This window comes from Rhodobacter sp. P2_H5 (genome assembly GCF_056403335.1).
Window position 1 is genome coordinate 105,539 of sequence record NZ_JBFUFS010000010.1, and the last position, 12,799, is coordinate 118,337.

Consider the following 12,799-nt stretch of genomic DNA (forward strand, 5'->3'; position numbering starts at 1 on the left):
TACGGCACGACCCGCCGTCATTCAGGACATATGCCTGTGCAGTTCAAGCGCCTGATTTCCGTGGTCGATGACGATGAAGGCGTCAGGACATCCCTGCGGGATCTGTTGATGAGTTCGGGCTATGAGGTGCAGGTCTATGACTGCGCCGATGCCTTCCTGAAGGACCCGATGCATCTGCACTGCGATTGCATCGTCAGCGACATCCAGATGCCCCGGATGAGCGGTCTGGAGATGACCGGCAAGCTGGTGAACCAGGGCGTCGCGATCCCGGTCATCCTGATCTCGGCCTTTGCGACCGAGGCGATCCGCCGGCAGGCCGACCGCCTGTCGGTCTATCGGCTGATCGAAAAGCCCTTCGACCCGGTCGAGCTTCTGGCGGTGATCGCCGCAGGCATCGCGGGCGGCCGCTGAGGACCTCTCGGGGCCGCTCCGGTCAGAGGATGGGCAGCCGCAGGTGGAACTCGGCGCCCTCGGGGGTGTTTTCGGCCCAGAGATGGCCCTGGTGATCCTCTGCAATGCGCTTGCTGATCGCGAGGCCCAGGCCCACGCCTTCCGGTTTGGTGGTGAAGAAGGGCGTGAAGATCGCCTCCAGCGAGTCCGGCGGAATGCCCGGGCCCGAGTTCGAGATGGTGAAGACGATCCAGCACCCGCCCTGCAGCGCGCTCGACAGGCGGATCACCCGGCTGGCGCGGGCGTCGCCGTCGATCGCCTGGATCGCGTTCAGGATGACGTTGACGAAAACCTGCTGGATGCGGACCGGATCGCACATCACGCGCGGCAGGTCGGGGCTGACCTGCATGTCGATCGCCACCTTGCTGCGGATGGCGCTGTGTTCGACCAGCGAGATGGATTCGCGGATCAGCTCGTAGATGTCGCTTGGCGCCAAGGCGGCGGTCTTGGTCTGGCTGAATTTCTTGATGTTGCGCACGGTCTGGACCGCATGCCCGGCCCTTTTGCCGATGCGCTGGATCAGGGCCAGCGCGCGGCTCACGTCGGGTTCCGCCCGCGCCAGCCAGCTGGAGGAGGTGTGGACATCGGTGATGATCGCGCTGAGCGGCTGGGTCATCTCATGCGCCAGCGAGGCCGCAAGCTCCCCCACGATCGAAATGCGCCCGGCGTGGTGCAGCGCGGCGCGGGCCTCGTTCAGGTCCTGTTCGACCTGCTTTTGTTCGGTGATGTCGATGGCGAAGAAGTAGAGCCGGTCAAACCCCTCCTGCGTCGCGGGCAGGCGGGTGCGCCACAGGATCGGGATGCGCCTGCCGTTTTCCCCGGTCAGGATGCGTTCGCCGCGGCACTCCGTCTCGCCGCGCGCGATGGCCCGCAGGACCTGGTTGTTGCTGGCCGGGTTGGCGGGCAGCAGGCGGGGCACGAGGTCCATCAGCGCGGCATGGCTGTCGACGCCGAAGGCCTTTTGCGTGGCCGGGTTGGAATCCACCACGCGGTGCACCTTGCGCACCTCATGGGCGAAATTCGGGTTGTCGCGCAGGAAAGCGTCGAAATCGGTGACGCCCGAGGCCAGCACCTCAAGCACGCGCAGGCGGACCTGCGACCAATCCTCGCACAGGATCGGCAGGGGCGAGACGTGGAAGAGGTCCGAATGCTCCAGTCTGATCACGCATCCCTTCTGGTCCGGCCAGAGCCGGATCGCGCAATCCCTCTGCTTTGCCACAGGGCCGGGGCCCGGCGGTCAAAACCCATGTTCACGTCCTGATTCCCGCGCTGAAGAATCGCGGAAAGCATAGCCGGAGCACGGGGTTGCAGCCAAGCAGACCTGGGTATGGGGGTCGGGCGGCCCGGGGGGGAAGGGTGGCCCCATACTCCGGTATCTCTCCGGATTACCCTCGTAGATCGTTCGCAGCTGCGGGCTTCAGCCTATCCTCACCCCAGGGGGGAAGGGCCGAACACCGCCCCTTCCGGCACCAGACACCAACCTTGGGGAACCGCTATGCTTTCTGATCTGACGCGCCAGGAGATCCACCTTGTCCCGACGCCTTTTGGCGAGATCGTCTGCCGGATCGACGGCGACGGGCCCGGCCTGCCGCTTTTGCTGACCCAGCGGTTTCGCGGCACGATGGATGACTGGGACCCGGCCTTCATCGCCCGCCTGGCCGAGGGCCGCAGCGTCATCCGCTTTGACAACCTCGGCATCGGTCGGACCGCGGGCAGCGTCCCCGACACGATCCCCGGCATGGCGGAGGTCGCGGTAGCCTTCGCCCGCGCCCTGGGCTTGAGCCGGCTTGACCTCCTCGGCTGGTCACTGGGCGGCACCGTGGCGCTGGAGGTCACGCTGGCCGCCCCCGACCTGGTGCGCCGCCTTGTGATCGCAGGCTCCAGCTTCGGACCCGACCCCGAGGGGCCGCAGATGGACCCGCGCGTCCCGGCAAGGATGGCGCGCGGCGTCAATGAAGCGGGGGATTTCCTGTTCCTGTTTTATGCCGAGGAGGGCATCGGCCGCACGCTGGGTCAGGCTTCGATCGACCGGATCGCGGCGGTGGAGCCCAAGGGGCCGCCGACCACGACGGCCGGTTTCATGGCCCAGATGCAGGCGATCGCGCGCTGGCCCGGGGTGCGGCCGCGCCTGTCCGAGCTTGCCCTGCCGATGCTGGTGGCCAATGGCGCGGCGGATGTGATGATCCCGACCCACCGGTCGTGGATCCTGTCGCAAGAGGCGCCGGAGGCCAAGCTGGTGGTCTATCCGAAGTCCGGCCACGGCTTCCTGTTTCAGTACCTCGATGACTTTACCGCCGAAGTGAACCGCTTCCTCGCCTGACGCGGGCGGAAGGGGCCAGAGAAGGACAGGATCGGATGACGGCTTCAGGACTTTCAACCGCGCAGGGCGCAAGCCCAGGCTCGCTGATTCCGGCGGGTTTTCTGGCGCTGGGGACTTTCGCCATCGGGGCCGAGGGCTTCATGATCGCGCCCCTTCTGCCCGACATGGCGCGCGATTTCGGCATGCCGGTGCCGCAGGTTGCGACGCTGGTCGTGGTCTTCACGCTGGTCCTGGCGCTGACCTCGCCCTTCACCACGGTCGCCACGGCGCGGCTCAACCGGCGCGACTGTCTGCTGATGGCGATTGGGCTGTTCCTGGCCGGTAACCTTCTGGCGGCCTGGTCGCCCGACTTTGCCACCCTGATGGCGGCGCGGGTCCTGATGGCGGTGGCGGCGGGGCTTTACACGCCGGGGGCCAATGCGCTGGCCGGCAATTTGGTGAGCGCCGCGCGGCGCGGCCGGGCCCTGGCCATCGTCAGCGGGGGCATGACCATTGCCATCGCCCTGGGCCTGCCGCTCGGGGCGCTGATCGGCCATGCCTTCGGCTGGCGCGCGACCTTTCTCGGCGTGGCGGTGATGTCGGCGGTGGCGATCCTCGGCATCCTGGCCGGGATCCCGCGGGCCTCAGGAAGGGCTGGAAAGGTGCCGGGTCTGGCGCAAAGGTTCGCCGTGTTGCGCCAGCCGCGGCTGCGCCGTCTGCTTCTGGTCACCTTCTTCTGGGCGGTCGGGGCCTATACCGCCTATCCCTATGTCGCGATCTATCTGCAGGAGGTTCTGGCCTTTACCCCGCCCGAGATCGGCGCCAGCATCGCGATCTGGGGCGCCTGCGCCGCGATTGGCGTGATCAGCGGCGGCGCCCTCAGCGACCGGATCGGCGCGGGTCCGGTGGTGCGCTGGTCGCTGGTCTTTCTGGGCCTGTCCTTTCTGACCCTTGCGCTCAGCACGCAGATCGCGCTCGGCCTTGCCGTCTATTCGGTTCTCGCGGCCATCGCGGTCTGGGGCTTCACGGTCTGGAGCTTCTTTCCCGCTCAGATGGCCCGGCTCGTCGCGGTCGACCCTGCGCAAGCCTCGGTCACGCTCGCGCTCAACACCTCGACCATGTATCTGGGGTTTTCGGTCGGCAGCGGGGTCGGGGCGGTCATCCTGTCGTGGAACCTGGTCTGGGCGATCGGCCTTTGCGCCGCCGTGGTCGAGCTTGCGGCCCTGCGGCTGAACCCGCGCGCCCCCCGATGAAGGACAATCCGCTTACCCAGAGTGCGGCCCGAACCGGGACAGGCCCCGAGATTGGCCCCGATATTGACCTTGCAAGCCACGACGAGACACGCGCCGACACCGGCGACGAGGCCTTGCCCGAGCGTCCCCTGAAGCCCGCCCTGCGCAAGGGGATCCGGCTGCGCTGTCCGCGCTGCGGGGAGGGGCATCTCTTCGCAGGCTATCTGCGGGTGAACCGCATCTGTCCCGCCTGCGGGCTGGAGCTGTTCCACCAGCGCGCCGATGATGGCCCGGCCTATCTGACCATCCTGATCGTCGGGCATCTGACGGGCCTCCTGCTGACCGTCAGCTTCGAGCGCTGGCATCCCGCGCCCCTGACCCTGGCGCTGGGCGCCTCGGCCTTTGCGATTGTCGCCTCGCTGATCCTGCTGCCGCGCCTCAAGGGCATGCTGATCGCCCTGCAATGGGCGCAACGTCTGCACGGCTTCTGACCCATTCTGCCCGGAAACCAAAGGCCCGCCGGTCGCAGGGACCGGCGGGCCTTGTGCCATTTGCGCCGAAAAAGGGCTTCTGGTGGTGGCGGGAGCGTCCACCACCAGAAGCGACTTCAGGGCAGGACCCTCAAGGCGGGGACGCGCCGGGTGGCCCTGAAGCTCCGGGCCTCACGCCGTCTTCAGGAAGCCCAGGATCTCGGCATTGATCTCATCGGGGAAGGTCGAGGCCATGCCGTGGGGATAGCCCTCGAACAGCTTCAGCGTGGCGTTCTTCATGATCTTGGCGGTCAGGACGCCAGCATCCTTGTAGGGCACCACCTGATCGTCGGTGCCATGCATCACCAGCGTCGGATAGGAGATCTTCTTGAGGTCTTCGGTGAAGTCGGTTTCCGAGAAGACCTTGATGCAGTCGTAATGCGCCTTGGCGCTGCCGACCATGCTCTGCCGCCACCAGTTCTGGATCAGACCCTGGCTGACCTTGGCGCCGGGCCGGTTGAAGCCGTAGAACCCGCCCGAGGCCAGATCCAGGTAGAACTGCGAGCGGTCATGGGCCAGCGCGGTGCGGAAGCCGTCAAACACCTCGATCGGCGTGCCTTCGGGGTTGGACTCCTTCTTGACCATCACCGGCGGGATCGCCCCGATCAGCACCAGCTTCGACACCCGGCCCGGCTTGGCACGGGCAGCGTAATGCACCACCTCGCCGCCGCCGGTGGAATGGCCGATATGGACGGCGCCTTTCAGGTCCAGCGCATGGGTCAGGGCGGCGACATCGGCGGCATAGGTGTCCATCTCGTTGCCGTGGTCGGTCTGCGACGAGCGGCCATGGCCGCGGCGGTCGAAGCCGATCACCCGGTAGCCCTTGTCGAGGAAGTAGAACATCTGGGCGTCCCACTCGTCCGCCGTCAGCGGCCAGCCGTGGTGGAAGACCAGGGGTGTCGCATCGCGCGGGCCCCAGTCCTTGTAGAAGATGTGAACGCCCTCTGCGGCTTCGATATAGTTCAACATGTCGGATCCTTTCTGATCAGATTTTCCCGGCGTGGTGGGAGAGGCGAAAACCGGCGGCGCGAAGGCGGCAAGGCCAAGGCCAGCGGCCCAGAACAATGTCTCGCGCCGGGTGGGGAACGCTTTGGTATCGTCTGTCATTTCAACCCCTTGGCTGTTGCTTGTGGGTGTCGCGCAAAGCCTGCCGCGGGCCTTTCGGGGCCAGATCCCCGCACCGTTTGGTGGGCTGGGGCTGCGGCAGCTCTGTCTTCTGGATAGCGGCGGCTTGCCCGTCTGGAAATCATACGCGGGCGGGCTTTTGGCCATACCGGGGTAGGGAAGGGGGGCCGGTGCCGGGGCAGACCTCGGTATGGGCGCCACTCCCCTTCGTGCAATGGAGCGGCTTTGGCCGATCCGGCATCATGGGTCCTGAACAGGATCGGAGGCATGACCTGATGGGTGAAGCGGGAATGAGCGAACGGCCGGAGATGGCCGTCAGGATGGCCCCCGATGGGGGGGTGATTGCGGGTCATGACGGCATCGCACGGGTCGTGGTGCCCGCGGTGGGCGAGACGCCGGCCTTTGCCGTGGGCGACATGGTGCGCGTCGGCACAAGGGCGCCGATCGGGCATTACCGGGTGCCCTTCTATCTGCGCGGCAAGGTGGCGCGGGTCGAACAGGTCATCTCCTCGATGCTGATCGACAACGAGGAAGAGGCCTATGGCCGCAATGCCGGCAGCAAGAAGCACTATTACCGCATCTCGATCCCGATGACGGCGCTCTGGCCAGAGTATGGCGGCGCCCCCCGCGACGAGTTGCGCATCGAAGTCATCGAAACCTGGCTGGAGTTGCATCATGCCGCATGACGGACACGACCATGACCACGGGCACGACCACGGGCTCGACCATGATCACCCCCACGCCCCGATCAGCCAGGAGGGCATGCCGGGCTACTACGACATCATGGAAACCGCCGTCCGCGAGCTGATGATCGCCAAGGGCTATTTCAAGGCCAACGATATCCGCCACCAGATCGAGGTGCTGGATTCCCGCACCCCGGCCCTGGGGGCCGCCGTGGTGGCCCATGCCTGGAGCGACCCCGCCTTCAAGGCCCGGCTTCTGGCCGATGGCCGCAAGGGCTGCGAGGAGATGGGGATCACCTTCTATGACGATACCCAGCTGATCGTGCTGGAGAATACGCCGCAGGTGCACAACCTGATCGTCTGTACGCTCTGCTCCTGCTACCCGCGCCCGGTGCTGGGTCTGCCGCCGGACTGGTACAAGCTCAAACCCTTCCGCGCCCGGGCGGTCAGCGAACCGCGCAAGGTTCTGGCAGAATTCGGCACCGTGATCCCGGACGATGTCGAGGTCCGCGTCAGCGATTCCACCGCCGTGATCCGCTACCTCGTCCTGCCGCTGCGCCCCGCCGGCACCGAGGGCTGGAGCGAGGCAGACCTCGCCGCCCTCGTCACCCGCGACGCGATGATCGGGGTCATCCCCGTCACCCTGCCAGAAGGAAAAGCCGCATGAGCACCGCAGATTTCGTCAGCCGCCTGCCCAATGACATCGGCGGTTTCGCCGCAGGCTCGGTTCTGCGCGAGGAACATATGCTGGAGCCTTGGGAGAAGCGCTGCCATGCGCTGGCCGATGTCCTCGACTTCACCAAGCTGATCAACACCGAGGAAAAGCGCAAAGGGGTCGAGGCGCTGGGGGAAGCCCTCATCGGCAAGCTGCCCTATTACGAACGCTGGATCGTGGCCTTCGCCAATATCGGCTTCACCAAGGGCTTTTTCACCCCCTCGGAGCTGGCCGAGAAGATGGCCGAGGTCGAGGCCCGCTTCACCGACCCCTGCACGGACCACTGAGATGTCTTGGACCTGCTTTCAGGAGGCGGACCCCGGCCTCGCCCTGTCGCGCCGCGCCGGGGCCGAGGCATTGGGGACCGGCCTTCTGGCCCTTGCGGCCAGCTCTGGCGGCATGGCCGCCGCGCGGGCCTTTGCGCAGATGCCGGGGCTGGTGCTGCCAGCGATGGCGGTGATGATCTCGGGTGCTCTGGTCGGGCTGATCGTCGCCTTGGGCAAAGTCTCGGGCGGGCATTTCAACCCGCTGATCAGCATCCTGCAATGGCTCGGGCGGGAGCGGACGCTGACCTGCACCCTGGCCTATGTGGTGGCGCAGGTCGCGGGCGGCATGCTCGGCGGGCTGCTGGGGGCACAGCTTTGGGGCGGTGGCGCCGCTGCCGCGCCCGTTCCGGCCTGGACGGGCTTTGAAAGCGAGCTGCTTGCCAGCCTCGGCCTGATGATCGTGGTCCTTGGCTGCGGCCGCGGCCAGCGCGGCGATCTTGCACCCTTCGCGGTCGGCGCCTGGCTGGTTGCCGCGATCCTTGCTTTTCCGACCACCTCTTTCGCCAACCCGGCTGTCGTGCTTGGCGCGCTGATGTCGGCCAGCCCCTTCGGTCTTTCGCCGGAGGTCGTGCCCGGTTTCCTTCTGGCGGAAGCGGCGGGCGCCGTGATCGCCTTTGCCCTGATCGCCTTGCTTTACCCTCAACTAAAGGAGTGACTTTGATGTCGATGTTGGATTGGAACACCTACCGCAGCAAGATCATGGCCGGGGTCGGGGGTCTGGGCAAACTCAGCCCCGACACGGTGCGCGGCTATGTGGCGCTGGGCGCGGCGGGGGAGAAGACCGGGCATCTGGACGCCAAGACCCGCGAGCTGATCGCGCTGGCCTGTGCCGTCACCCTGCGCTGCGATGGCTGCATCACGGTCCATACGCAAGCCGCCGGCAAGAACGGCGCCAGCAAGGAAGAGATCGCCGAGGCGCTGGGCGTGGCGGTCAGCCTCAACGCCGGGGCGGCGCTGGTCTATTCGACCCGGGCGCTGGACGCTTACGACGCGCTTTGATGGCGCACCTGTGGCGCAAGGGAACCGGGGCCGCCGATGGTGGCCCCGGTTCTTTCATGTTTCAGGCGGCTTTGGGCTTGCGGTAGCGCGGCGCCGCCTCACGCGAGGAAAGCCCGCCCAGCATCGCCTCGCGCGCGGTCTCCCAGGCCTGCCACTGCGCCTCGTCCTGCAAGGAGGGGATCGAGGCGAAATACCCGGCATCCAGATCGGCCAGCGCGGCATCGACCAGGGTTTCGGGCGTCATCACCCAGGCCTCGGGCAGGTTGGAATGCGGCATGCCGGCGATGTCCCAGAACTCGGTCGCGGTGGCGCCGGGCAGGACGACCTGCACGGTGACGCCCTTGTCGGCCAGCTCTTTCTTGAGTGAGCGGCTGAAGGCCAGGACGAAGGATTTGGAGCCGCCATAGACGCCGTTCAGGATCTCCGGGCCGACGGCGACGATCGAGGCGATGTTGATGATCGTGCCCGCGCCGCGCGCCGCGAAAGCCGGTGCCGCGGCGTAGGAGAGGCGCATCACGGCGGTGACGTTGACGGCGATCATCTTCTCCATGTCGTCGACGCCGGATTGTTCCATGGTGCCCGCGCCGCCAAAGCCCGCGTTGTTGACCAGAAGGCCGATGCTGGTGTCACTGGCCAGCAGCGCCTCGACCCCGCGCAGGTCGGCGGGCGAGGTCAGGTCGGCCACATGGATGCGGACCTGCACGCCATGGGCAGCGGACAGCTTCGCGGCCTGGGCCTTCAGCCGCGCCTCGTTACGGGCGACCAGGATCAGGTCATGGCCGCGCGCGGCCAGCCTGTCGGCATAAACCGCCCCGATGCCCGAGGAGGCACCCGTCACGAGGGCTGTGGTTTTCGTCATGATCAATCTCCTGCTGATCGGTGGTTTGCTTGTGGTTCAGGATAGGTCACTTGCATCCCGTCTCAAATGTCATTGAAGCGGCATAAACGGACATGCGTCCACGCCCCGCGCCGGACCGCGCAGGCCGACTGCACCCGCGCCTGCGGGAGGGGGCGGAGCCGGACATGGCGCCGCAGGCGGCCCGTCGGGGACGGGCCGTCTTGCGGTCTGGGATGGGGAAGGGGGCTAAAGCCCCAGAATCTCGGCCTTGCGGATCATCTCGGCGACCGAGCGGGATTTCAGCTTTCGCCCGGCGCTGCTGCGGTACATTTTCACCGTGATCTCGGCGATGCCAAGCTCATAGGCGATCTGTTTGCTCAGAAGGCCGCGCCGCACGCCCAGCACCACCTCGACCTCACGCGGGGTCAGCTGCTTGGCCAGTTCGCGCAGCTCGCCCACCGCCAGATTGGCGTTGCGGCGGTGCTGGTCGACCTCCAGCCCATGGGTCACCGCATCCAGAAGCTCCTGATTGCGGAAGGGCTTGGGCAGGAAATCCACCGCCCCCGCCTTCATCGCCCTGACCGAGGTGGAGACATCGGCATGGCCGGTGATGAAGACGATCGGCAGGTGCGTCTCGGCATCGGCGAGGGTCTTTTGCAGCTCCAGCCCGCTGGAGCCGGGCAGGCGCAGATCGAGGACAAGGCAGCTCGGCCGGTCCGGCAGGCCCGCCGCCAGCAGCTCGGCGGTCGAGCCGTAGGTGGCGGTTTCCAGCTGGATCGAGGCGAAAAGGTCGCGCAGGCTTTCCCGGACATCGGGGTCGTCGTCCACAACAAGAACAATCGGCTTGTCGCCATCCGGGTCCGGCGCTCCGGCAGCCCTTGGGTCCGGGGATGTCTTTTGCTTCATTCCCACTCGGGATCTCCTGTCACGTCGCGGGCCTTGCAGCGCAGCCCTGAAGCCTGTCCTGCCCAAGTCTTTTTCAAACTGCGGGCCTTTTGCGAAACGGCGCGCCTCTTCACGATCTGCACGCAAAAAGCCTAACAAGGATCAGCCAATCGGTCCAACGGGTTTGCATATGGCGATCCCATACGTTGGTATGGGCGAGGAGTATGGGTTGGGGGCCGGATCAGGTCCCGGTCAAGGGCAGGCTGAATTCGAACACCGCGCCCCCCTCCGGTCCGTTCCGCACCGAGAGATGCCCGCCCATCTCGTCGACCGAGGATTTGCAGATCTGCAACCCCATGCCGATGCCGCCGGATTTGGTGGTGAAGAGCGGCTCGAAGATCTTCTCCTGCAGGGCGGTGTCGATGCCGGGGCCGGAATCGGCCACCGCGAAGGAGAGGTTGCCCGCCTCGGTCCGCGCCAGCCGGATCTGCACATTGCGCAGATCGGGCGGCAGGCATTCCATCGCCTCCAGTGCATTCATCACCAGGTTGATGATGACCTGTTGCAGCTGGACGCGCTCGACCACCACGGGCGGCAGATCGTCGGGGCAGTCGATCCGGACCAGCGCGCGGCGGTTGGTGATCTCGTCGGCCAGAAGGGCATGGGTCTCGTTCAGCAGGCGGCGCAGGTCGGTCGGCTCCTCGGCGCCCTTGCGGCGGGCGATCTTGTTGCGGGTGGCCTGGACGAGAGAGGACAGCCGCGCGGTGGTGCCGGTCAGCCGGCCCGAAAGCCGGCGCAGCAGGGCAAGGTCGGGCGCCTCGGCGGTCAGGGCCCGGGACAGGTTGTCGACATCGACCGCGATCGAGGTCAGCGGCTGGTTCAGCTCATGCACGATCGAGATCGACAGCGCTCCGACCGTGGCCGCCCGGTTGACCCGCGCCAGTTCCTTCTGGACGCCCAGCATCAATTCATGGGTGCGCGCCTGAACCCCGATGTCGAAGAGGGTGGAATAGGCGGTGCCATCGGGGCGGAAGTTGACGAAAAAGGCGACATGGACCCGGCTGCCATCGGCGCCGAGCAGCACCGTGGTGCCATTGGCCGACTCGCGCCCCTCATAGATTGCCTCCAGCTGCAGGATGAAGACTTCGGTCCCGTTGGTGACGGATTCGCGCGGCGGCCGCATCACGACCTGTTCGCGGCTTTCGGCATGGAGCATCCGCAGGATCGTGTCGTTGACGTCGATCGTCTTCCAGACCGCGGCACAGGCGGCGATCACCTCGGGATGCGCCAGCAGGTATTCGCGCAGGTTGGTGACGCCCTTGGCGCGAAGCTCGGCCAGGATCGGCAGGCAGCCGCTGAAATTCTGCTCGGCCACGCCGAAGTTCTTGTCGTCATAGAGCACCCGGTGGCGCCATTCGGTCAGTTCCAGCTTCTGGGTGCGGATTTCCTCGGACCTTTGCAGCTTTTCCACCAGATGGCCGATCGTCTCGCGGGCGCGGATCTCCTGGTCCACGTCCAGAAGCCCGCCGACCCAGAAGATAATCTCGCCGGTTTTGGGCGCGCGGACCGGGGTGCCGACGGTATGCATCCATTTGTAGGTGCCGTTGGCCTGGCGGACCCGCATATGGGTGTGGCCTTCGGTGCCCTTGCGCCGGGTCTCCTCCCAATAGGCCTTGTAGCCCGGCAAATCCTCGTGCCAGATCGGGGTGTGCCAGCTGTTGGTGCGCAGCGCGGCCTCGGCGTCGATCCCGGTGCATTCGGAGAACCTCCGGCTCAGGTAGATCAGCTTGCCCGAGGGCTCGGACACCCAGAGCACCAGCGGCACGGCATCGGCAAAGCTGCGGATGTCGTCGGTCCAGAAGGCCCGGGCCCGGGGCTTGGCGTGCAGCTTTCCGGTCAGCCGCAGGGTCGCCGGGGGCAGGCCGAGCGCTGCCAGATCAAGGAGAAGAAGCGCAAGGGTGGCACCCGCCGGCGTGGCCTGCCACAGGGCGCTTGCGCAGGCGGCAAGGGCCAGCGCCACGCCAAGGCCCGCGAGGGCGGCGGCGCTGCGGCCCGGCAGAACCAGCGGGCCGATCAGGGCGGCGAGGGCAAAAAGCAAGGGACCTGCGCTCGGCAGCGGATCGGGGGCGAAATGGGCTGCAAACCCGGCGGCAAGCAGGGCCAGCGTCCCGAGGACCGGCATGGCGGAACGGGTGTCGGGCGACGAATGGTCCAACTCAGTCTCCAAAACGATCCGCCGCTTCCGTCTTACGGACGGCGGGCCGGGGTGATCCAATGTCGCAGGCCGCGCCCCGGGGGCGGGCCTGTCGGGCATATACCAGTTTTCGGGCTGTGGGGTCAGATTTCGGGAGGTCAGGCTTCCGCCACACATGCGGCGGGCCTTGCCTGCCCTTCAGGGGGCGCGGTGTGCCGTCGTTGGCCGGCAGGTGAGAAGGGTCCGTGCGCCACGCGCGCAGGTGCCGCGCCACGAACCCTTGGCATGCGCAAAGGTCATAACGCCAGACGGCGCTGGCGCGGGGAACGGGGGGCGACATCGGACGGTTTCTGCCTGTGGTCGGGGTTCGCGCGGACGGGCGGGCTTGGTCACCCGGATATAGGCGATGGCGCGCGCAGCACAAAAGACGAAGAGGCTGCATTTCCGGACATCCGGCCCCTGGGGCAGGAGGGCCAAATCCGCCAGAAGCCCGAAACGCCCGGCCCGCCCGCGTCTGAGGCGG

At 66.8% G+C, this 12,799-nt stretch carries 14 protein-coding genes; 9 read left to right on the top strand and 5 right to left on the bottom strand.

The window, feature by feature from the left end; all coding sequences use genetic code 11:
• The first annotated feature begins 36 nt into the window (after positions 1–36).
• Positions 37–411: a response regulator transcription factor gene (locus tag AC1DVR_RS14810; protein ID WP_478001362.1), complete on the top strand. Its 375-nt coding sequence runs from the start codon at positions 37–39 to the stop codon at positions 409–411.
• A 22-nt stretch (positions 412–433) separates the two neighbouring features.
• Here the strand turns inward: AC1DVR_RS14810 and AC1DVR_RS14815 are convergent, their stop codons facing one another.
• On the bottom strand, positions 434–1,615 hold the full coding sequence (locus AC1DVR_RS14815) for a PAS domain-containing sensor histidine kinase (RefSeq protein WP_478001363.1): 1,182 nt from the start codon (positions 1,613–1,615) through the stop codon (positions 434–436).
• Positions 1,616–1,945: 330 nt separating this feature from the next.
• Between AC1DVR_RS14815 and AC1DVR_RS14820 the strand changes: the two genes are divergently transcribed.
• Genes AC1DVR_RS14820 through AC1DVR_RS14830 form a run of 3 tightly spaced genes read left to right on the top strand, consistent with a single transcriptional unit; the run spans position 1,946 to position 4,472 of the window.
• Complete coding sequence (locus AC1DVR_RS14820) at positions 1,946–2,770, top strand: alpha/beta fold hydrolase (protein WP_478001364.1); 825 nt, start codon at positions 1,946–1,948, stop codon at positions 2,768–2,770.
• A gap of 35 nt (positions 2,771–2,805) precedes the next feature.
• On the top strand, positions 2,806–4,002 hold the full coding sequence (locus AC1DVR_RS14825; RefSeq protein ID WP_478001365.1) for an MFS transporter: 1,197 nt from the start codon (positions 2,806–2,808) through the stop codon (positions 4,000–4,002).
• The gene (locus tag AC1DVR_RS14830; protein WP_478001366.1) at positions 3,999–4,472 is read left to right on the top strand and encodes a DUF983 domain-containing protein; all 474 of its coding nucleotides are present in this window, start codon (positions 3,999–4,001) and stop codon (positions 4,470–4,472) included. Before AC1DVR_RS14825 ends, AC1DVR_RS14830 begins: the two co-directional genes overlap by 4 nt.
• A 171-nt stretch (positions 4,473–4,643) precedes the next feature.
• Here AC1DVR_RS14830 and AC1DVR_RS14835 read toward each other — a convergent pair whose 3' ends face one another.
• On the bottom strand, positions 4,644–5,618 hold the full coding sequence (locus tag AC1DVR_RS14835; RefSeq protein WP_478001367.1) for an alpha/beta fold hydrolase: 975 nt from the start codon (positions 5,616–5,618) through the stop codon (positions 4,644–4,646).
• A 308-nt stretch (positions 5,619–5,926) separates the two neighbouring features.
• Here AC1DVR_RS14835 and AC1DVR_RS14840 point away from each other — a divergent pair, with 308 nt between their 5' ends.
• From AC1DVR_RS14840 to AC1DVR_RS14860, 5 genes are read left to right on the top strand one after another with little or no spacing between them, the layout of a single operon-like run.
• Complete coding sequence (locus AC1DVR_RS14840) at positions 5,927–6,322, top strand: SH3-like domain-containing protein (RefSeq protein ID WP_478001368.1); 396 nt, start codon at positions 5,927–5,929, stop codon at positions 6,320–6,322.
• Positions 6,312–6,986 (top strand): nitrile hydratase subunit alpha, encoded by a 675-nt coding sequence (locus tag AC1DVR_RS14845; RefSeq protein WP_478001369.1) that lies wholly within the window; start codon positions 6,312–6,314, stop codon positions 6,984–6,986. The genes AC1DVR_RS14840 and AC1DVR_RS14845 overlap by 11 nt, the downstream gene beginning before the upstream one ends.
• Positions 6,983–7,321 (top strand): hypothetical protein, encoded by a 339-nt coding sequence (locus tag AC1DVR_RS14850; protein ID WP_478001370.1) that lies wholly within the window; start codon positions 6,983–6,985, stop codon positions 7,319–7,321. Before AC1DVR_RS14845 ends, AC1DVR_RS14850 begins: the two co-directional genes overlap by 4 nt.
• A gap of 1 nt (position 7,322) precedes the next feature.
• A complete protein-coding gene (locus tag AC1DVR_RS14855) occupies positions 7,323–8,015 on the top strand; it encodes an aquaporin (protein WP_478001371.1) in 693 nt (230 codons plus the stop codon).
• Positions 8,016–8,020: 5 nt separating this feature from the next.
• The gene (locus AC1DVR_RS14860; protein ID WP_478001372.1) at positions 8,021–8,359 is read left to right on the top strand and encodes a carboxymuconolactone decarboxylase family protein; all 339 of its coding nucleotides are present in this window, start codon (positions 8,021–8,023) and stop codon (positions 8,357–8,359) included.
• A 61-nt stretch (positions 8,360–8,420) separates the two neighbouring features.
• Here the strand turns inward: AC1DVR_RS14860 and AC1DVR_RS14865 are convergent, their stop codons facing one another.
• The 3 genes from AC1DVR_RS14865 to AC1DVR_RS14875 all read right to left on the bottom strand — a co-directional run bounded on the left by AC1DVR_RS14865 (position 8,421) and on the right by AC1DVR_RS14875 (position 12,297).
• The gene (locus AC1DVR_RS14865) at positions 8,421–9,218 is read right to left on the bottom strand and encodes an SDR family NAD(P)-dependent oxidoreductase (protein WP_478001373.1); all 798 of its coding nucleotides are present in this window, start codon (positions 9,216–9,218) and stop codon (positions 8,421–8,423) included.
• Between the two features lie 225 nt (positions 9,219–9,443).
• A complete protein-coding gene (locus tag AC1DVR_RS14870; RefSeq protein ID WP_478001374.1) occupies positions 9,444–10,103 on the bottom strand; it encodes a response regulator transcription factor in 660 nt (219 codons plus the stop codon).
• 220 nt (positions 10,104–10,323) lie between these two features.
• Positions 10,324–12,297: an ATP-binding protein gene (locus AC1DVR_RS14875; RefSeq protein WP_478001375.1), complete on the bottom strand. Its 1,974-nt coding sequence runs from the start codon at positions 12,295–12,297 to the stop codon at positions 10,324–10,326.
• Positions 12,298–12,799 lie beyond the last annotated feature (502 nt).

Coding starts and splice junctions, on each gene's coding strand:
- AC1DVR_RS14825 (WP_478001365.1), top strand. CDS start 2,806: ATGACGGCTTCAGGACTTTCAACCGCGCAGGGCGCAAGCCCAGGCTCG.
- AC1DVR_RS14840 (WP_478001368.1), top strand. CDS start 5,927: ATGAGCGAACGGCCGGAGATGGCCGTCAGGATGGCCCCCGATGGGGGG.
- AC1DVR_RS14830 (WP_478001366.1), top strand. CDS start 3,999: ATGAAGGACAATCCGCTTACCCAGAGTGCGGCCCGAACCGGGACAGGC.
- AC1DVR_RS14835 (WP_478001367.1), bottom strand. CDS start 5,618: ATGACAGACGATACCAAAGCGTTCCCCACCCGGCGCGAGACATTGTTC.
- AC1DVR_RS14855 (WP_478001371.1), top strand. CDS start 7,323: ATGTCTTGGACCTGCTTTCAGGAGGCGGACCCCGGCCTCGCCCTGTCG.
- AC1DVR_RS14845 (WP_478001369.1), top strand. CDS start 6,312: ATGCCGCATGACGGACACGACCATGACCACGGGCACGACCACGGGCTC.
- AC1DVR_RS14850 (WP_478001370.1), top strand. CDS start 6,983: ATGAGCACCGCAGATTTCGTCAGCCGCCTGCCCAATGACATCGGCGGT.
- AC1DVR_RS14870 (WP_478001374.1), bottom strand. CDS start 10,103: ATGAAGCAAAAGACATCCCCGGACCCAAGGGCTGCCGGAGCGCCGGAC.
- AC1DVR_RS14865 (WP_478001373.1), bottom strand. CDS start 9,218: ATGACGAAAACCACAGCCCTCGTGACGGGTGCCTCCTCGGGCATCGGG.
- AC1DVR_RS14860 (WP_478001372.1), top strand. CDS start 8,021: ATGTCGATGTTGGATTGGAACACCTACCGCAGCAAGATCATGGCCGGG.
- AC1DVR_RS14820 (WP_478001364.1), top strand. CDS start 1,946: ATGCTTTCTGATCTGACGCGCCAGGAGATCCACCTTGTCCCGACGCCT.